This window comes from Chthoniobacterales bacterium (assembly GCA_035274845.1).
Taxonomy (GTDB): Bacteria; Verrucomicrobiota; Verrucomicrobiia; order Chthoniobacterales; family UBA10450; genus AV80.
In genome coordinates, this window is record DATENU010000007.1 from 114,493 (window position 1) to 136,534 (window position 22,042).

Genomic DNA, 22,042 nt, shown 5'->3' on the forward strand with positions numbered 1-22,042 from the left:
GCCGAGCATAATCGGCCATGCGAATGCTCGCCAAGCTTTCTCGGGTTGTGGTCTGGAGCGCGATCGCAACGATCGCCGCGGCCGACACTCCGCAATATCAAATTTTCGACATCGGGGTTATTCAGGCGGGTGACACCGCTTCCCAGGGTTTTGGCGCGTCTCCGGGAGGTGTCGCGGTAGGGCGATCGGTCCGCAGCAACGCGAGTCAGGCCTTCAGCTGGACCGTCGGCGGCGGGCTCGTTGGGTTGCCAAATCTCGCCGGGCGCAACCACGCGGTTTCGAACGACGCGAACGACAACGGGATCGTGGTGGGCACGGCGGCAACGACTCTCTTCGGCTCGAGCCGTTTGCCGGTGATCTGGAACAACGGCGTCGTTTCGCAGCTTCCTCTTCCCGCCGGCGAAACTCTCGGCGACGCCAACGGCGTGAACGCCTCAGGCATCGCGGTCGGTTCGGTCGACGCCGGAAGCTTTCAGCAAGCTGTGATTTATGACGGCGCCACCGCCACCGTGATCACCCAGACGACGGCGACTGGTTGCTTCTTTCTCACCGCCTTCGGCATCAACGATTCCGGCCGGATCGTCGGCCAGGGGATCGATCCCAACAACGCCGCGCGAAACGTTGGGATCGTGTACGACATGGGGAACGCATCCGCGTTCGAAGTCGGCGCGTTGCCGGGCGCCAATGGAGCGCTCGCCTTCGCGGTTGGGAACGGCGGCCACGTCGTCGGCTCGAGCATGATGAACCAGGGCTCCGGCCTGCCTTTCATCTGGTCGACGGGCACGGGAATGGTGGCGATCCCTCTGGCCGCTGGAACCACCCAGGGGTCGGCGCGAGGAGTAAACACAGCAGGCTGGGTAGTCGGCCAGGATTCCTCAGCCTTCTCGATTCCCTTCCTCTGGGATGGAACTACAACCTATCGGCTCGCCGACCTGCTCCCGGCCGGTTCGGGTTGGGACCTGGACATGAACACTTCGTCCTCGGCGCTCGGGATCAGTGACAGTGGCGTGATCGTCGGAACCGGCGTCCACAACGGCGAGACTCACGCCTATGCGATGGTGCCGGTGCAAGCGACACCGACTCCAAGTCCAACTCCAACGCCAAGTCCAACTCCGACGCCACCTCCGCCGACGCCGACACCATCCCCGACACCCACCCCGCCACTAACGCCCACACCGGGGCCGGAGGCCGATGTCGCTGTAAGTATCGCGGACTCCCCCGACCCCGTCACGGTTGGCCAGAACCTGACCTACACCATAACTGTAATGAACTTTGGTCGGGACGAATCGGCCTCTAACCAGATGAGCGATGCCTTGCCGACAAGCGTCAATTTTGTTTCTGTGACCACAAGTCAGGGTAGCTGCACCGGCACGCAGCAACAGGTCAGTTGCAACCTTGGCAGCCTCCTCCCCTTCAACAGCGCGACGGTGACGCTGGTGGTATCGCCCAGGCAGGCCGGACCGCTGGACAATGCAGTTTCGGCCTTCGGTTCCGGTCACGATCCCTCATCTGGAAACAACTACGCTACGGCATCCACTACGGTCCTTCCCTCCGGGTCACCCACGCCACCTCTGGCTTTAGACGGTTTCGATCCGAACGCGAATGGCACCATCTACGCCGTCCTTTTCCAACCGGACGGGAAGATTCTTCTCGGTGGAGCGTTTTCCACCCTCTCGCCCAATGGCGGGCCGGCCGTAACGCGCAACAAGATTGCCCGGCTGAACCCAGACGGTTCGCTCGATTCGGCTTTCGACCCGAACGCGGATTTTCCGGTCCATGATTTCGCCGTGCAACCGGACGGCAAGATCCTGGTGGGCGGCGATTTCACGACCATCGGCGGGCAGATGCGCCATAAGCTCGCGCGGCTCGATCCCACGACCGGCCAGGCCGATTCGTTCAACCCCAATCCGAATAGTTTTGTCTCGTCCATCGCGGTGCAAACCGACGGCAAGATCCTGGTGGGCGGTTTTTTCGACACCATCAGTGGCTTGACGCGCCATCACCTCGCCCGGCTCGACCCTGCTACTGGAATGGCTGACTCGTTCGACCCAAACGCGGACAATTATGTCTACGCTCTTGCCGTGCAGACAGACGGCAAAATTTTGGTGGCCGGAGGTTTCACCAGCGTTGGCGGACAGACGCGAAAATCGCTTGCCCGACTCGACCCGACGACCGGGGTCGCCGATTCGTTCAACCCGAACGCCAGCGGTGTTGTCAACGCGATCGCGGTGCAGGCCGACGGCCGGATTTTAGCGGGCGGCTATTTCATCAGCAACATCGGCGGACAGACGCGCCACTACATTGCCCGGCTCGATCCCACGACGGGCCTGGCCGACTCGTTCAACCCCGACGCGAATTCTTACGTCAATTCGGTCGCGGTCCAGGCCGACGGAAAGATCCTGGCCGGCGGTGCGTTTACCACCATCGGGGGACAGTCGCGCAACCGCATCGCCCGGCTGGATCCCGTAACCGGCTTGGCTGATTCGTTCAATCCCAACGCGTTCGGCCCGAGCCTGGACGCGCCGGTTGGAGAAACCCTGCCGTCCTGGGCACCCCCGGCGTCCGCTCCTCAAACCCCTCCCACCCCCGCGCCAACAGCGACGCCCTCCCCGGATGTTAATGCAATCGCGGTCCAGGCGGACGGCAAGATTCTGGTGGGCGGCGGTTTTACCGGCGTCGCGGCGAACGGCGGTGGGCCACTAACGCGCAATCGCATCGCCCGTTTGGAAATCGACGGCAGAGTCGACCGGACGCTCAATCTCAACCTGGTTGGGGGTGGTTCGGTTTATGGGACCGCTATCCAGCCGGACGGCAAAATCCTTCTCGGGGGTGACTTTACTTCCATCCTGGGCGTGGCGCGCAATAGAATGGCACGCCTGAACACGGATGGGACGGTCGACATGGGTTTCAACCCGAATGCGAACGCCGCCGTTTTCTCGATTGCACTGCAAGGAGATGGGAAGGTGTTGGTGGGCGGCCTTTTCACCAACATCGGCGGACAGGCTCGCAGTCGCATGGCCAGGCTCGATCCTACGACCGGCCTGCCTGATTCGTTTGACCCGAACGCAAACCTCCAAGTCAACTCTGTGGCCGTGCAGGCGGATGGCAAAATCCTGGTCGGCGGCGATTTCACCGTTATCGCCGGCCAAACGCGCAGCTATATCGTCCGGCTCGACCCCACCACCGGTTTGGCAGATTCGTTCGACCCACACTCGAACGGGGAGGTTGAATCGACTGTCCTCCAGGCAGACGGAAAAATCCTGGTCAGCGGCGTTTTCACCAACATCGGTGGGCAGGCACGCCGTTTCGTCGCGCGGCTCGATTCCACCACTGCCCTGGCGGATTCGTTCAACCCGAATGCGAACGATTGGGTCTTCCCCCTCACGGTGCAGCCAGATGGCAAGGTTTTGGCGGGCGGCTTCTTCACCGGAGTGAACGGCATCGGCGGACAGGCGCGCGACTTCATCGCGCGGCTCGATGCCACTACGGGCCTGGCCGATTCTTTCGACCCGAATGCGGACCATTATGTCTTCGCGATCGCCACGCAGGCAGACGGCAAGATCCTGGCGGGAGGCCGTTTCACCAACATCGGCGGACAGAACCGCGGTTTGATCGCGCGGCTCGATGGCACGACAGGCCAGGCTGATTCGTTTGACCCGATCGCGGACGGGACAGTCCTGTCAATCGGGTTACAGGCGGATGGCAAGATTTTCACGGGCGGCGTTTTCACGACCATGAGCAATCAACCCCGCAACCGCTTCGCTCGTTTGAGCAACGACACGGCCGCGCTGCAACACCTCGGCGTAACGGAAACTACCGTTACCTGGGAGCGCGGGGGCTCCAGCCCGCAGTTCACGCGGGTTACCTTTGAGTATTCAGACGACAATATGAGTTACACTCCCCTGGGCAACGGCACCGCAGCGGGGAGCAACTGGAGCTTGACCGGCTTGACCTTCCCCGTCGGACAAAATTTCTATGTCCGCGCTCGCGGTTACTACCGCACTGGCTGGAATAATGGGTCGGAGAGCATCACCGAATCGGTGCGGAATGCTTTTATTGCCGGAACGCCAACTCCCGCGAAGGCCTTCAACCTTTCAACTCGGATGCGAGTCCAGACCGGCGACAACGTCGGCATTGGCGGATTTATCATCACCGGCAACGCATCCAAGAACGTGGCCATCCGTGGGATCGGGCCATCTCTCAGCGCGTTCGGAATCACCGACGCGCTGCCAGACCCCACGCTGGAGCTGCGCGACAGCAATGGCGGACTCATCAAGGGAAACGATGATTGGCAGGATAATGCGGCGGACGCATCGCAGCTCACTTCTCTTGGCCTCGCGCCCCAGAACTCAAAGGAGTCGGGACTCGTGGCGACGCTTCAGCCCGGCTCGGCTTATACCGCTATCCTGGCCGGCAAGAACCAGGGTACCGGAGTAGGTCTGGTCGAGATTTATGATGTTGGCCAGACGGCTGACTCGCAATTAGCCAACATCAGCACCCGCAGCTTTGTCACGACCGGCAACGACGTCACAATTGCCGGGTTTATCCTGGGAGGGAACAGTAGCACCGGCATCGTCTTGCGAGGTATTGGGCCGTCGCTGGCCCAGTTCGGCCTTAACCCTGTCCTGGCCGACCCCACCCTCGAGTTGCATGACGGCAATGGCGCGACCCTGGTTTCCAACGACAATTGGGCGGACGATCCCACGTCGGCCGCTCAGCTGATCGCCCTCGGCCTCGCGCCTCAGAACGCGAAGGAGGCGGCGATTGTTGCCTCGCTGCTGCCGGGCGCTTTCACGGCTATTCTCGCCGGAGTTAACGGCGGAACCGGCATCGGGCTGGTCGAAATTTACAACGTCCACTAGCCCTCTCCGGCAGCAATTCGAGGGCCCGGGATTTCGGAACGGCGGATTACGCGGATTTCACGGATGGGGAGCGCCGATCAACGCTTTCCTTTTAGAGCGGTGTTCGGATTTCCGCGCTCTTCCCATTACTCCAATACTCCACCACTCCATTACTCCGTCCGCTGAAATCCGCGTAATCCGCGGTCCAATGCTCCCCGGTTCCCGTTACCATCAATATGCATCCAGCGTGAATTGTAACTCCGTTGAATTATGGGAGACTGTTTGCGGTCGCCGGGGCGGCGGCCGGCAATTTTTAAAAAAATGAAACGATCTTTTTGGAAAATCTGGATTTGTTCGCTGTTCAGCCTTGGGGCGCTGATTTATTGGGCTCACGCAAAAAGCGGAGGGGCGATCGACGCGCCCGAACAGTCCCAAAGCGTTCCGACCTTCGCCGGCAACCCGCAACACACTTCAATCTACCAACCTGCGGCTCAGAATTTGAATCGCATCATTTGGTCGACGGACATCGATTTTCATAATTCCTTCACCGGCGCTCATTATTCGCCGCCCCTGATCACGGCCGCGAACACGGTGCTGGTCCCGATCAAGACGGCTACGGATGGCTTTCAGATAACTGCTTTTACGTCGAGCGGCGCCTCGATCTACACGGTCACCACCGATTACGTGTTGCCCACACACGGCTGGATCCCCACTTACAACCCGGTCGTCACCACCGGCTCGTTCGGCACGCGCCTCTACTACGCCGGTCGCGGCGGAACAATTTATCACATCGATAATCCCGATTCCGCGGCGCACGGTCCTGCCGTCCAGGAAGTTTTTTACACGACGCTGGCCAACTACCAGGCCAACGCGGCGGCCTATAATGCCGCGATCTTTGTCAATACACCCATCACGGCCGACAGCAGCGGCAACATCTTTTTCGGATTCAGAGTGCAGGGGACTGCGCCCGCGCCCATCAGCTCGACTCAAAGCGGATTTGCCCGCATCGATCCGAACGGAAACGGCACCTATGTTTTAACGGGAGCAACCATCAATAACAGCGCCTTCAACCGCGATAACCATAACTCAGCCCCTGCCCTCAGTAACGATGAAACGACTCTCTATGTGGTCGTGAAACAATCGAGCACCGGCGCCGGATATCTCGTAGGCCTGAATTCCACTACTCTCGCCACGAAGTACCAAGTGCATTTACGAGACCCTCGGGATGGTGGCGAAGCCGGAATTACCGACGACAGCACCTCCTCCGCCACCGTGGGCCCGGATGGCGACGTCTTCTTCGGGCTCTTCGGCACTCCCGGCGACGGTTCCCGGGGATTCCTACTCCATTTCACCGGCGATCTCGCGACGGAAAAGCCGCCGGGCGCATTTGGCTGGGATTATACCTGCGCCATTGTGCCTTCGAGCATGGTTCCCTCCTATCAAGGCACCTCGTCCTATCTGATTTTTGCCAAGTATAATAACTACGCTTTTGACGATGGCGACGGCGTCAACCGGATCGCGCTCCTCGATCCCAACGACACCCAGCTCGACTTTCACCCGTCCGCTTTCGGTCTGGTCGAGATGCGTGAAGTGCTCACGGTGACCGGTCCGACTCCGGATCCCGGCGCGCTTTCAACCCAGTTCCCCTATGCGGTGCGCGAGTGGTGCATCAACACCGCCGCGGTCAATCCAGCCACGAACAGCATCTTCACTCCGAGTGAAGACGGTTACATTTACCGGTGGGACCTTGCGACCAATTCACTTTCCCAAGGGCTTAAACTCACGCAGGGGATCGGAGAGCCGTACGTGCCCACGGTCATTGGTCCCGGTGGAATTATCTATACGCTCAACGGCGGCACCATGTTTGCGCTGGGCAACGTGAATGGAGTCGGCGTGGTAGTCACCTCCAGCATGCCTGATGTTCGGACCGTCGTTGTCGGGCAATCGCTCACCTTTACTGCTACCGTAACGAACACGGGGACGCCCGGACCCACTCCTACCGGAAGCGTCACTTTTCAAGACCTGACGTATCAAGGGACTACTGCGGTGACGACCACCCTCGGCACCGTTTCGCTCAGCGGAGGACAGGCGGCCATTACCACTTCCAGTCTTACTGCGGGCAGCGGGTTCCTCGGAAATCACCTGATCACCGCTACCTATAACGGAGACGCTAATTTCAGCTCAGGAAGCGCGAGGTTAGTCCAAAAGGTTCATCCCAGCGCCTCGGCTACAAGCCTGACGTCGTCGCCGAATCCATCAAACGCCGGACAGAGCGTCACATTCACGGCAACCGTGACGCCGGTTCCCTCAGGATCTACCGCCCGAACCGGCATGGTCACGTTTCAAGAGGGCAACACTGTCCTAGCCCAGGTGCCCTTGAACGCATCCGGAACCTGCTCCTTCAGCACGTCGTCTTTGAGCCCAGGCAGTCATTCGGTGACCGCCACTTACCAGTCGGACACCTTTTTCGCCTTGAGCACTGGTTCCACGGTGCAGCAAGTCGGGCCCGGCAGTTCGGCTACGCCTACACCGACCGCCACGGCAACCCCGGTTCCGACCACCACTCCGCAGCCCAGTACCACCCCGACGCCTACGCCTTCGGGAACGCCCGGTCCCGCATCCCAGGCTGTCAACCTCTCGACCCGGATGCGGGTTTTGACCGGCAACAACGTGGGCATCGGCGGATTCATCATCACCGGAACCGGGACCAAAAATGTGCTGATCCGCGCCGTCGGCCCTTCGCTCAGCCAGTTTGGTGTTCCCGATCCGCTGGCCGATCCCGTGCTCGAGCTGCATGGCCCTGGCGCTTTCGTGACGGTCAACAACGACAACTGGATGGACGACCCAGTCCAGCGGGCGCTGATCGAGGCGACCGGTCTCCAGCCGACCAACAACGTTGAGTCGGCGATCTATGCCACGCTCGATCCCGGAGAGTACACGGCGATCATCAGTGGGAAGAACAACACCACCGGCGTCGGCCTGATCGAAGTTTACGATGTTGCCGCCGGCGACCCGTCGATGCTGGGTAACATCAGCACGCGCGCGTTCGTCAGCACTGGCAGCGACATTGTGATTGCCGGATTCATTCTCGGAGGAACCAACACCGGTCCGGACAGGGTGGTGATCCGCGGCCTGGGCCCCAGCCTCACTGGATCGGGCATAAGCGATCCGCTGGCAAATCCGACTCTGGAGCTGCGGGACAGCAACGGAGCACTGCTCCTTGCGAACAACGACTGGCAGGATAATGCAGGTCAGGCTGCCGAGCTCATCGCTGCAGGTTTGGCGCCGACCAATAATCTTGAGTCGGGCATCGCCGCCACGCTCTCGCCCGGTTTGTACACCGCGCTGCTCTCCGGAGTGAGCAACGGCACAGGTGTGGGCGTCGTGGAAATTTACCACCGCGGCCAGTGACGGCGGAGTGCGGACGGAGCTCGATAAAAAGGGTGTGTTCAATCCGCGCAGTTTCCCTATAATAATGGCCGATGCGTAAAATCACGTCACTGACTTTCCTGCTTTTTTTTGGCGTGCTTGCTCCTGGTTGGGCTCAAACCATTCAGCCCACACCGTGGCCGACCGAGCCACTCGAGAAATATGAGGATGCGCCGCGCTACATCATGCGCACCGGTTCCTCGCCGCGCATGATTTCGCAGTTCGGCGGTTTCATGAGTTACCAGGTCAACATCGGGCCGACGGGCGAGAATATTGTCGGCGACGCCGCCAACGAGCCGTCCATAACCATGGACCCCACCAATCCTTCCAAGATGTCGATCGGCTGGCGGCAGTTTGACACCGTGACTAACAATTTCCGCAGAGGGGGCTTCGCTTACACGACCGACGGCGGGGTGTCCTGGACTTTCCCCGGCTCTCTCAGCAACGTTTTTCGGAGCGACCCGGTATTGTTCTCCACCGAGACCGGGACCTTTTTTTATCTAAGCCTCATCTCGGGACTTCAGGACGACATCTGGCGATCGCTCAACGGCGGCCAATCTTGGACTCGCATCGCTCCCGCCACCGGAGGCGACAAGCAATGGTTCACCATCGACAACAACACCAACAGCTCCGGGCATGGCTTTCAGTACCAATTCTGGACAAGCGGCGCCAGCAGCTTCGACACGCGGCAATTCACTCGTTCGATTGATGGCGGGTTGACCTGGATGGACCCCATTAACCTACCAAATACTCCCGCCTTCGGGACCTTGGATGTCGACAGCAGCGGCAACCTCTTTCTCGGCGGCTTTAACCCGAACGCGCAAACTTTCTGGTGCCTTCGATCGAGCGACGCAAAAAATTCGAAGGTCGTGCCCACTTTCGATCAGGTCACACAGGTCGACCTCGGGGGAGTACTCGACATTAACCGGTTTATCAATCCGGTTGGGATTGTCGGACAGTCTTTCCTCGCCATCGATCACTCGGGCGGCAGCACGAATAACAATATCTACATGGTAGCCAGTGTGACTTTTGGAAACACCGTCCACGCCAGCGACGTCATGTTCGCCAAGAGCACCGATGGCGGCCAGACCTTTAGCGCTCCACGGCGGATCAATACCAACCCGGCTAACCCCAACAAATGGCATTGGTTCGGCACCATGGCCGTCGCACCCAACGGACGCATCGATGTGGTTTGGCTCGATAGTCGCAATGCGGCCAATGACACCGACTCGCAATTGTTCTATTCCTACAGCTCCGACGGCGGCGATACCTGGTCGCCCGACATTGCCGTGAGCAATCCGTTCAATCCGTTTCTCGGTTATCCCAATCAAAACAAGATCGGTGACTACATGACGATCGTTTCCGATAACGGAGGCGGTAACGTGGCCTATCCCGCGACGTTCAATCAGGAGCAGGACGTCTATTATGTCCGCGTCGATCCCACGTTGGTCCCGACCCCAACGCCGACACCTTCACCCACTCCGACAGCGACTCCGGTTGCGACCACACCGCCTCCGCCCACCGCTACTCCGACACCTACGGCGTCGGCAACGCCCGGCGCGGCGTCTCAGGCGGTTAACCTCTCCACCCGGATGCGGATCCTGACCGGCGACAACGTGGGCATCGGCGGCTTCATTATCACCGGCACCGGGACCAAACATGTCCTGATCCGGGCCATCGGACCGTCGCTCAGCCAGTTTGGCGTTCCCAATCCGCTGGCCGATCCTGTGCTCGAACTCCATGGCACGGGCGCCTTCGTTACGATCAACAACGACGACTGGAAGGATGATCCGGCCCAGCGGCCGCTAATCGAAGCGACCGGCCTTCAGCCGACCAACGACTTCGAATCGGCGATCGAGGCGAGGCTGGATCCCGGCCAGTACACCGCTGTCGTAACTGGGAAGAACAACACCACCGGTGTCGGCCTGATCGAAGTTTACGATCTCGCCGCCGGCGACTCATCAAAGCTCGCTAACATCAGCACGCGCGCGTTCGTGAGCACCGGTAACGACATTGTCATCGCCGGTTTCATTCTTGGAGGCAACAACAGCGCCTCGGATCGCGTGATTATCCGTGGGATCGGTCCGAGTCTGGCTTCATCGGGCGTGACCAATCCATTGGCTAATCCCATCCTGGAGCTTCGTGACAGCAATGGATCGCTCATCTTCGCGAATAACGACTGGCAGGAGAATTCTGATCAAGCCTCGCAACTGATCAGCGCCGGCCTCGCGCCGACGAATAATCTGGAATCGGGCATTGCCGCGACGTTGCCGCCGGGCTTGTACACCGCGCTGCTTTCCGGAGTAAACAACGGCACTGGCGTTGGGGTCGTGGAAATTTACGATCGCGGACCGTGACGCTTGAGTGCGGACGCCCTCGACAAAAACGAGTCTGTTCATCCGCTCAGCTCGCCCTATAATGATGGGCGATGCGTAAAATCGGTTCGCTGATTTTCCTGCTTTTTCCCGGTCTGTTTGCCCTCGCCTTGGGTCAGACTCCGCAGGCCAAACCGCTGCCGGCCGAGGAGCTCGAGAAATACGAGGATGCTCCACGGTTTATCTTTCGGACCGATACTTCGCCGCGCAGGATTTCGGTGCACGGCCCCTTCGCAAGTCATCAGGTAAATCTCGATGGGAAAGAAATGAACATCGTTGGCGATGCCGCAAACGAGCCGTCGATAACGGTCGACCCATCCAACCCAGCCAGGATGTCGATCGGTTGGCGACAGTTTGATAGTGTGGCCTCCAACTTCCGGAAGGGTGGCTGGGCCTATACCGCCAACGGCGGCATATCCTGGTCCTTTCCCGGCTCGCTCAGCTCCGTTTTTCGAAGCGACCCGGTATTGTTCTCCACCGACACAGGAGCCTTCTTTTACCTAAGTCTGCTCTCGGGCTTCCAGGACGACATCTGGCGTTCGCTTAACTCCGGCCAGACCTGGACAAGGTTGACTACCAACGCCACCGGTGGCGACAAGCAATGGTTAACGATCGATAACACCACCAGCTCCGGCCGCGGTTTTCAGTATCAATCCTGGAGCACGGGGGGAAACAATTACGGTGGCCGGCAGTTCAGCCGTTCGATTGATGGCGGCGTCACCTGGCTGGATCCGGTCTTCATTCCCAACAGTCCCTCCTGGGGGACCCTCGATGTGGCGTCGAACGGCGATCTCTTTATCGGCGGGGTAAACCTGGCCAACGGCAGTTTCTGGTGTGTGCGCTCGACGGACGCCAGGAATAGCAAGGCGGTTCCAACCTTTGATCGAAGCACTGCGGTAAATATGGGCGGTGGGGTCGGATTCAGCCAGGCGATCAACCCGGAAGGCCTGGTCGGGCAGGTGTTTCTCGCGGTGGACCGTTCCGGCACGAGCACGAATAACAATATCTATATGGCCGCGAGTTTGTTGACCGGTCAATCGGCTAGCGACGTTATGTTCGCCAAGAGCACGGATGGCGGACAGACCTTTAGCGCTCCGCGGCGGATCAACGACGATCCCGTTAATCCCAACAAATGGCACTGGCTCGGAACGCTCTCGGTCGCGCCGAATGGACGGATCGATGCGGTTTGGCTCGACACTCGCAACGCCGCGAACAATACCGATTCGCAGCTCTTTTATTCCTTCAGCCTGGATGGAGGCGATACCTGGTCGGCCAACGTAGCGGTGAGTGAACCGTTCAATCCCTTCCTCGGTTATCCCAATCAAAACAAGATGGGTGACTACATCACGATCGTTTCCGACAATACCGGAGGCAACGTCGCTTACGCCGCAACCTTTAATCTCGAGGAGGACATTTACTATGTTCGCGTCGATCCAGTCAGAGGTTCACCGCCTGGAAATGGCAGGATCGCCTTCGAAAGCAGTCGCTTGAGCGGAGATACCGCACGAGACATCTTCGTGATGGAGGCGGATGGGGCGAACGCTACCAACCTCACGTCCAACCAATCTTATAATCTTTTCGCCGACTGGTCGCCTGACGGGACCAAGATCGCATTTTCGAGCGATCGGTCGGGCGATTTCGAAATCTACCTGATGAATGCGGATGGCTCGAATCCGGTCCGCCTCACGAACAACCCCGCGGAAGACCAGCGGCCTCGCTGGTCGCCCGACGGGACAAAGTTCGCCTTTTACAGTGACCGCGACAATAACGCCGGCCATTTCGAGGTTTACGTCATGAATGTCGACGGATCTCAGCCGACGCGTCTCACGAATACAATGGGAGTAGATTATGAGCCCACCTGGTCTCCCGATGGCCGGAAAATCGTCTTTACGAGCTTCCGCGATGGCAACAGCGAGGTTTACGTGATGGATGCGGACGGCTCGAACCAGATGAACCTGACGAACAGACCAGGTGGAGGCGATCGCCAACCCGCCTGGTCTCCTGACGGCTCGAAGATCGCGTTCTCGAGCACCCGCAGCGGCAGCGGTGTTTTTGTGATGAATCCGGACGGCTCGAATGTGGTTCAGTTGACGCAGTCTGGCAGTAATTTTGCCGACGGCGACGCGGCGTGGTCGCCCGATAGCACCAGGATCGCGTTTGACCGGACGCTGGGAGGCCTGGGCGGGAACGGCGAGACCTTTGTGATGAACGCAGATGGATCGAATCAGACCAATATCACGAATGATCCCGCATTAGACATAAGGCCAAGTTGGCAGCGCATCGCGAGTTCTCCAACTCCAACTCCGACACCCACTCCTACCGCGACAGCGACTCCGGTCCCGACCACCACTCCGCAGCCCAGCACCACCCCGACGCCTACGCCTTCGGGCACGCCCGGTCCCGCATCCCAGGCTGTCAACCTCTCGACCCGGATGCGGGTTTTGACCGACGACAACGTGGGCATCGGAGGATTCATCATCACCGGAACCGGAACCAAACATGTGCTGATCCGCGCCGTCGGCCCTTCGCTCAGCCAGTTTGGTGTTCCCGATCCGCTGGCCGATCCCGTGCTCGAGCTGCATGGACCTGGCGCTTTCGTGACGGTTAACAACGACAACTGGATGGACGACCCAGTCCAGCGGGCGCTGATCGAGGGCACCGGTCTCCAGCCGACCAACAACGTTGAGTCGGCGATCTATGCCACGCTCGATCCCGGAGAGTACACGGCGATCATCAGCGGGAAGAACAACACCACCGGTGTCGGCCTGATCGAAGTTTACGATGTTGCCGCCGGCGACGCATCGAAGCTCGCTAACATCAGCACGCGCGCGTTCGTCAGCACTGGCAACGACATTGTCATCGCCGGTTTCATTCTTGGAGGGAACAACAGCGGCTCGGACCGGGTGATCATTCGTGGGATCGGTCCAAGTCTGGCTTCATCGGGCGTGACCAATCCGCTGGCAAATCCGACTCTGGAGCTTCGTGACAGCAATGGATCGCTCATCTTCGCCAATAATGACTGGCAGGAGAATTCTGATCAAGCCGCGCAACTGATCAGCGCCGGCCTCGCGCCAACGAATAATCTGGAATCGGGCATTGCCGCAACGTTACCGCCGGGACTTTATACCGCACTCCTGGCAGGCCTGAACAACGGCACTGGTGTCGGCCTGGTTGAAGTTTACGACAGGGGCCCGTAATTCGTCTTCACCGTTCGGCGGATTTGGAGCTTGCCCAGGACGACACGCCCGACCTATGAATTGATCCGCCCGGAGCACTCTAATCGAGAGAAGTTCGGACCATGTTTAGGAAAATTCTAAGCCGCGGCACGCTCCTGTTGCTTCTTTTTCTGGGGAACCAGGCCGGAAAGTCTGCGTCGCCATCGGGGCCGGGTGCACCGGAGGTTTTCAATCCCGGTCCTGATGCCATCGCAGGCAACATGGAAGATTTGGCCTCCTTCGGAATCGACGGGACCCAACAGGGCCTGGCGATAGGAATAACGACCTGCAACGCCGGAGATACGTTCGTCAATTTTTTCCCGATGCCGAACCCAAATCATCCGGCGGTTGCCCAGAATCTTTATCGCATGAGCGGGAATAGCGACCGCTTCGAGCAAATCGGCCAGTCGTGGGTAAAGCATACGTTTGGAGCGAAACAAGCCTATGCGTGTTTTGAGTGCATGCCCGGTGGAGACCTCCACCACCTGGGGGTGGGATGTTCGGACACTTATCTTGCTTTTCAAAGTTCCGAGCAGAGCGACCTGGGGTCACGCGCCTGGATCAATCCCTTTACCGGCGCCTTTACCTCGACGGCAAACGATCACACTGGCCACAATCACACCGCCACGTCGCATATGATTCTGACAGAATCGAACGACCTGAACACCGCTCTGAATCCTGGCGCGACCTATTATGCTGAATTGCTCTACGTCACTTCAGATGAGTATGCCTGGTGCCAGGCCCATCCCGGCGAATGCAACATGTCCAACAACGCATCGTACCGGCAATACAACGTCACCGGGACCTCGAGTTTCACTTTTTCACCCGCCGCTGCCACCGTCCGAATGAGCCCTGCGATTTCCGCCTGGACAGGAGCGACCGTCATCCCGATCGAACCCGCCCCGGGAGTCGATGGGCGCGCGTTCCTTGCCTATAAAGTCTCGGGGCCGGTCGGCGGAGTCTACCATTACGAATACGCCATTTATAACCAAAACCTCGATCGAGGAATTTCCTATTTCCGTGTGCCTCTGGGCGGATGTGGCAACCTGGTGGACAATATCGGGTTTCACGCCCCCCTAAATCATCCAGGATTTCCTAATGATGGAACCGGAGGCGCGGGATTTAGCAATACCCCATGGTTGGCAGCTCAAACTATCGCCGACGTGGTTTTTTCAACGGAGTCCTTTGCCCAGAACCCAAATGCGAACGCCATTCGCTGGGGAACGTTATACAATTTCCGTTTTGATTCCGGATGGCCGCCCATACCGAAGGACGCGACGGTCGGCTTTTTCAAGACCGCCGACCAAATCACCGTCTCGGTTCTGGGCCCAAATACCTGTAACGCGCCGACGCCCTCCAGGACTCCCACTCCGAGTCCGACCCCGACTCCGACTCCAAGCCCCCTGCCTACCGCGACCCCGTGTCCTAACGCTTCCATAACGAATTCTGAAAACTTCGATCAGGTTATACATCCGGCGCTGCCGGCTGACTGGGTGGCGACGAATACGCAAGGTCCGGCGCCGGTCTGGGTGACTTCGAACAGTGGCGTGCCAACGCCTCCCTCCGATTCATTCCCAAACGCGGCTTTCGTCGATGATCCAAGCGTGGTTAGCGACAAAAGCCTCCAATCACGAACTATTCATTTTTTTGGGAATCCCGGGACCGCGCAATTGACCTTCCGCCACAATTTCGATTTCGAACCCGGTCACGACGGGGGCGTGTTGGAGGTCATGACGGAAACGGGTGCGTTTGAAGACATCATCGCTGCGGGGGGCAGTTTCGTCACAGGCGGCTACAACTCGAGGATTTTCAGCGCATCCAATCCCCTCGATGGTCGCCAGGCGTGGAGCGGAGGCTCAGGCGGATTTATTACGACTAAAATAAACCTCGCCTATTTCGGACAGGTCGTCCTGCGGTGGCGTATGGGCAGCGATGCCGGCGTCGCTGGTGTGGGTTGGCGCGTCGACAGCATCTCTATCACCGAGTGCCCAAAGCCAACCCCTTCCCCGGCACCAACTCCAACTCCAACGCCCGGCACAACGTCCCAGGCCGTCAACCTTTCGAGTCGGCTGCGAGTCCTGACCGGCGATAACGTGGGCATCGGCGGATTCATCGTTACCGGCGCTGTCCCGAAGCATGTGCTCTTGCGCGGGATTGGACCTTCCCTTGCTGCTTTTGGAGTTGCCAATCCTCTGGCCAACCCAACGCTTGATCTGCGCGATTCGAGCGGTGTCCGCATCCTGGCGAACAATGACTGGCGAGATACACAGGAGGCCGACATCCTGGCGACTGGCCTTCAGCCGACAAATAATCTGGAAGCCGCGATTGTCGAGGCCCTGGCCCCCGGGAGCTATACCGTCATCCTCCGTGGGATGGGCATGACCAGCGGCGTCGGCTTGGTGGAGATTTACGATCTCGACCAGGGAGTCGACGCGAAACTGGCTAACCTGAGCACGCGCGCCTTTGTCGATACCGGCGACAACCTTGTGATCGCCGGCTTCATTCTCGGGAACAACGGCGGCTCGGACCGGGTCGTGGTCCGCGGCATCGGCCCCAGCCTGGGCGCATTCGGAGTGCCCAATCCCTTGGCTAATCCGAAGCTGGAGCTTCGCGACGGCAACGGAGCTCTTCTTCGCGCGAACAATGACTGGCAGGACGATCCGGCTCAGGCAGCGGAACTTGTCAACGCGGGGCTGGCGCCGACAAATAATCTCGAGTCGGGCATCGCCGCCACGCTCGCGCCGGGCTTGTACACCGCGCTGCTTTCCGGAGTAAACAACGGCACCGGCATTGGCCTGGTCGAAATTTACGATCGCGGAGCGCCGTAGGCGGGCATCCCTTGAAGCGACCACGATTCCTGATCCTTCGATGTAGTTTGGTCTTCTGCGGCGTAGTCGGCCCCTTGGACGCTCAGATCAACACAGGAGCAGACTACGTTCGGCAGTCATCCCAACCCGCGGCCATGAGCAGCGTTCAACATATCATTTGGGTGTGGTTTGAGAACAGAGAGTCGTCAGCCATCACTGCCGCGACTGCGCCCTATTTTGCGAGCTTCGCGCTCGCCCACGTGAACTTTACGAACTTTTACGGGATTACGCATCCTTCGCAGCCTAACTACCTGGATGCCTATTCCGGCTCGGCTCAAGGCGTGACCGGCGATGGATATGCGACCTTTCCGGCTGCGGTTGATAATCTGGCTAACCAGCTGAACGCCGCGGGAAAGTCATGGCGCGTTTATGCGCAGAACTATCCCGGTGGCTGCTCTGACGTCCAAACATTCGCGGATGGGCTCACCGATGGCCCGGGCGTTACCGGAACCTACGTCCGAAAGCACAATCCCGCGATCAGCTTTGAAAACGTCCGGCTCAATCCAGCTCAATGCGCCAATATTCAGCGGCTGGCGAATTTCGATCCGACCGTAAACGTTGCCTTCGTCGTCCCCAATATGATTAACGACATGCACGATGGCACAACGGCTCAAGGCGACGCCTTTCTTCAGGCCTTCGTGCCGTTGGTAACGGCGAGCCCGGACTGGGCGCATACGCTTCTTATCGTCTCCTTCGACGAGGGAACGACGAGCGTAAACGGCGGTGGACACATCTACACCGCCGCGGCCGCACCCTGGCTGGCTCCCGCAACGGTCGGCACAACTTACAACCATTTTAACGTCCTGCGGACAATCGAGGAAGTATATGGACTCCCGTTCCTCGGAAGCGCTGCGACCGCCACCGCCATGACCGAACTGCTGCCTGCGGCGACGACACCAACACCAACGCCGACGGCAACTCCTACACCAACACCCAGACCCAGCCCAACACCAACGCCATCACCGGGTCCGGCCACGCACTTGGAGGTCGTTGCTCCATCGGAGGTGATAATGTTCAACGGGTTTAATTTCACGGTCAGAGCCCTCGACCGATCGAACAATACCGTCACCGGCTACACTGGCACGGTCCACTTTACGACCACCAGCCAGCAGGCTCTGCTACCACCGGATGGAACCTTAACAAACGGGTTCCGCACCTTTAGCGCCGATCTTCAAACAATAGGAATCCAGACGATCACGGCCACCGACACGGTGAACGCTTCGATCACCGGTACGAGCAATGATATTCTGGTGCGATCCGATCAACCGCCGACTCCGACCGCGACGGCGACTCCAACGTCGACTCCTTCCGCGACCCCTGCACCATCCACGCCCACTCCCACGGCGACTCCGACTTCTACGCCCACTCCTACCGCGACTCCGGCCTCTACGTCCACGGCAACACCTTCCTCCACCGCGACGCCAACAAACACGCCGGCCCCTACCGCTACGCCTTCGCCTACGCCCGCCGCCGCGTCCCGGGCCGTCAACCTGTCGACCCGAATGAAGATTCTGACCGGTGACAACGTGGGTATCGGCGGATTCATCATCACCGGGACCGGGACGAAACATGTCTTGATCCGGGCCCTGGGGCCTTCGCTCAGTCAGTTTGGTGTTCCTGATCCGCTGGCTGATCCCGTTCTCGAGCTGCATGGATCCAGCGGTTTTGTCGCGATCGTTAACGACAACTGGAAAGACGACCCGGTCCAGAGCGTCCTGATCGAGGCGACCGGCCTCCAGCCAACCAACGACTTCGAGTCGGCGATCGAGGCGAGACTGGACCCCGGACAATACACCGCTGTCGCGAGTGGAAAGAACAACACGACAGGTGTCGGCTTGATCGAAGTTTACGATCTCGCTGCCGGTGACCTATCGAAACTGGGCAACATCAGCACACGAGCTTTTGTCAGTACGGGAAACGACATTGTTATCGCCGGTTTCATTCTCGGCGGGAACAACAGCGCCCCGGATCGAGTGATCGTCCGCGGAATCGGTCCGAGTCTGGTTTCCTCCGGCGTGACCAATCCGCTCTCAGATCCGACCCTGGAGCTTCGCGACAACAATGGATCGCTTCTGTTCGCCAATAATGATTGGCAGGAGAACTCCGCGCAGGCGAAGGAACTGATCAACGCGGGCCTGGCACCGACCAATAATCTCGAATCGGCTATCGCCGCGACGTTGCCGCCCGGACTCTACACCGCGCTCCTGGCGGGTGCGAACAACGGCACAGGCGTTGGCCTGGTCGAAGTTTACGATCGCGGGCCATAATTCGTCTCTGTTCCTCGATGGGATTTGAAGCTTGCCCGAACGAATACGCCGGGACTATAAATTAATCGCGCGTAGGAATTTCTCATGACCTCTCGGATCCCAGCTGTCGTTGTCGCTGGGATCACGTTGCTTGCGACGGCCGTTGTCTTGCGCAACAGCTCCGGGCAATCTTCCTCCCGAGCGGAAACGAGTGTCCCGGAAGTTTTCAATTCGGGGCCCGATATCATTACCGGAGATATCGGTGAAGCGGGAGGCCTGACCCAGTTTGGAAGTAGCGGAACCCAGGTCGGCCTGGGCATGAGCACGACTGGTTGCAACGCCGGAAATCAGCTCGTGAATTTTTTTGCGATGCCGTCGACGAATCATCCGGTCATTCCCCACAATCTTTATCGAATGAGCGGCGGACAGAATAACGACGACCGTTTCGAGCAGATCGGCCAGTCCTGGGCGAAGCACGCATTTGGGGCGGCCCAATTTGACCGCTGTTTTGTCTGTAACCCCGGGGGCGACTTTACCCATCTGGGGGTTGGCTGTTCCGACACTTATGCAGCCGATCAAAACGCAAACCAAAGCGATCTCGGTTCGCGAGCCTTGATCAATCCATTTACCGGCGTCTTCCAATCGAACGCCCGTGACCACACGGGCCATGTTCATTCGGGCACGTCACATCTCGTTCTGGTGGAAGCAAGCGACCTGGATACCAGCCAAAACCCGGGAGCAACTTACTACGCCGAAGTTCAATACATCTCTTCGGACGAGTACGCCTGGTGCCAGTCCCATCCCGGGGAATGCAACATGTACAACAATGCTTCCTATCGCCGCTTCAATGTCAGCGGCACCAGCAGTTTTACTTTTACGCCGGCGGGAAACGCGGTGCGAATGGCGGCGGCCATCAAGGCCTGGACCGGAGCCACGATCGTTCCGATTGAACCCGCGCCTGGAACTGATGGGCGCGCGTTCATTGCCTACAAAGTAACCGGGCCGGTTGCCGGCATCTGGCATTATGAGTATGCGATCTACAACGAAAACCTCGACCGGGCGATCCAATCCTTCTCCATCCCCCTGGGATGTGCGATCACGCTGAGCAACGTCGGGTTTCACGCACCGCTTAATCACCCTGGCTTCCCAAATGACGGAACCCAGGGCGACGCAGGATTCAGCAATGCCCCCTGGAGCTCGAATCAGACTGCCGCCGAGATAGCCTGGAGTTCGGAGACCTTTGTCCAGAACCAGAATGCAAACGCCATCCGCTGGGGCACGTTGTATAATTTTCGATTCGATTCCGACCGTTCGCCGCTGTTTGGAATGGCCACGATTGGTTTCTTCAAAACTGGAACACCAGCCATGGTCGGGATCGTGGGACCGAACGCCTGCAATGTGAGCCCGTCGCCAACTCCCACGCCCGTTCCCGCAACCCCAACCCCAACGCCTCCTCCTACTCCCACGCCGGTCCCGGTGCCGAGCCCGCTCCAGCCTCCCGGTGGAAACGGCAAGATCGCCTTTGTCAGAGCCCAGGAAATCTACGTGATGGATGCCGACGGCGGAAACCCGATCAACATCACGAACCGGCCGCCGTCAAATGATAACGGGCCGGCCTGGTCGCCGGACGGCAATAAGATTGCATTTTCGAGCAACCGGAGTGGTCAGGAGTTCATCTATGTGATGAATACAAACGGCTCGAACCCGGTTCGCGTGGGGACGTTCTGGCGGCGCAATCCGAGTTGGTCACCGGATGGCGCCAAGATCGCCTGTGACGACGGCAGCAATATCTACGTAATGAATGCCAATGGCACCAATGAAGTGGCGCTGACCTCGCAAGCCTCGGGCTCCTACTCATCTCAATACCCAGCTTGGTCGCCTGACGGCGGCAAGATCGCATTTGTCGCGCGGCGTCCCGGTTTCCAACCGAATATCTATGTGATGAATGCGGATGGCTCGAATCAGACGGATCTCACCCAGAGCGCTACCGAGGCAGCTAACCCCGCCTGGTCACCGGATGGGACCAGGATCGCCTACACCAAAAAGGGTGGCATTTTCGTGATGAGCGCCTACGGCACCAACCGGACCCTCCTCCCGAACACGGAAGCCTGTTACGAACCCGCCTGGTCGCCGGATGGAACGAAAATCCTGGCCACGAGGAGCGAGGGCATCTTCGTGATGAATGCCGACGGCTCCAATCAGGCCGCTATCACGAGCAATTCGTTCCATGACTCCGGGCCAAGCTGGCAACGAATTGCGCCACCCCCTCCTGTCCCGGGACAAGCCGTTAATCTTTCGACGCGCATGCGGGTTCAGACCGGTGACAACGTGGGCATTGGCGGGCTCATCGTTACCGGGACTGCCCCGAAACATGTGCTCCTTCGAGCCATCGGTCCTTCCTTGGCCCAGTTTGGAATCCCGAACGCAATGGCTGATCCGACCCTCGAATTATTTGGAGCCGATCCAGCTCCCATCGCCTCGAATAATGATTGGCGAGATACTCAGGAGGCCGCGATCCAGGCATCAGGCCTGGCGCCGGCCAACAATTTGGAATCGGCGATCGACGTGACGCTGCCCCCGGGAAACTATACGGCGGTGTTAAAAGGTAATGGCGATACTATCGGTGTCGCCGTGGTTGAAACCTACGATCTCGATCAAGGGACCGGGAAACTGGGCAACATCAGCACCCGCGCCCTGGTGGGAATCGGCAGCGACATTGCCATCGCTGGATTCATTTTGGGACACAACACCGGTTCGGACCGCGTCGTCATCCGCGGCATTGGTCCCAGCCTTGCTTCATCCGGCGTGGCGAATCCCTTGCCTGATCCAATGCTGGAGTTGCGAGACAGCAATGGATCGCTCCTCATCGCCAACAATAACTGGCAGGACGATTCTGCCCAGGCGGCGGATCTGGTCAAAGCGGGCTTGGCGCCCACCAACGACCTCGAATCCGGCATCTCGGCGACGCTGCCGCCGGGACTCTATACCGCGCTGCTCTCCGGGGTGAACAACGGCACGGGCGTTGGCCTCGTCGAAGTTTACGACCGCGGCCAATAGTCCGAGCGGGAG

The 22,042-nt window shown here is 59.3% G+C and carries 7 protein-coding genes; all 7 read left to right on the forward strand.

Features of this window, described 5'->3' with window-relative positions:
* Positions 1-23: 23 nt before the first annotated feature.
* The 7 genes from VJU77_03070 (at position 24) to VJU77_03100 (ending at position 22,030) form a co-directional block, all read left to right on the forward strand.
* A complete protein-coding gene (locus VJU77_03070) occupies positions 24-4,862 on the forward strand; it encodes a hypothetical protein (protein HKP02319.1) in 4,839 nt (1,612 codons plus the stop codon).
* A gap of 300 nt (positions 4,863-5,162) precedes the next feature.
* Entirely contained in the window at positions 5,163-8,252 is a 3,090-nt protein-coding gene (locus VJU77_03075) for an Ig-like domain-containing protein (GenBank protein HKP02320.1), read from the forward strand.
* A 71-nt stretch (positions 8,253-8,323) separates the two neighbouring features.
* Entirely contained in the window at positions 8,324-10,627 is a 2,304-nt protein-coding gene (locus VJU77_03080; protein ID HKP02321.1) for a hypothetical protein, read from the forward strand.
* Positions 10,628-10,698: 71 nt separating this feature from the next.
* Positions 10,699-13,842 carry a hypothetical protein gene (locus tag VJU77_03085; GenBank protein HKP02322.1) on the forward strand — a complete coding sequence of 1,048 codons (3,144 nt, stop codon included), beginning with the start codon at positions 10,699-10,701 and terminating at the stop codon, positions 13,840-13,842.
* A 101-nt stretch (positions 13,843-13,943) separates the two neighbouring features.
* Positions 13,944-16,688, forward strand: a complete 2,745-nt coding sequence (locus VJU77_03090; protein ID HKP02323.1) for a hypothetical protein — start codon at positions 13,944-13,946, stop codon at positions 16,686-16,688.
* 134 nt (positions 16,689-16,822) lie between these two features.
* Positions 16,823-18,994, forward strand: coding sequence for an alkaline phosphatase family protein (locus tag VJU77_03095; GenBank protein ID HKP02324.1), 2,172 nt, complete (start codon positions 16,823-16,825; stop codon positions 18,992-18,994).
* Positions 18,995-19,078: 84 nt separating this feature from the next.
* Entirely contained in the window at positions 19,079-22,030 is a 2,952-nt protein-coding gene (locus VJU77_03100; protein HKP02325.1) for a hypothetical protein, read from the forward strand.
* The last annotated feature ends 12 nt before the right edge of the window (positions 22,031-22,042 follow it).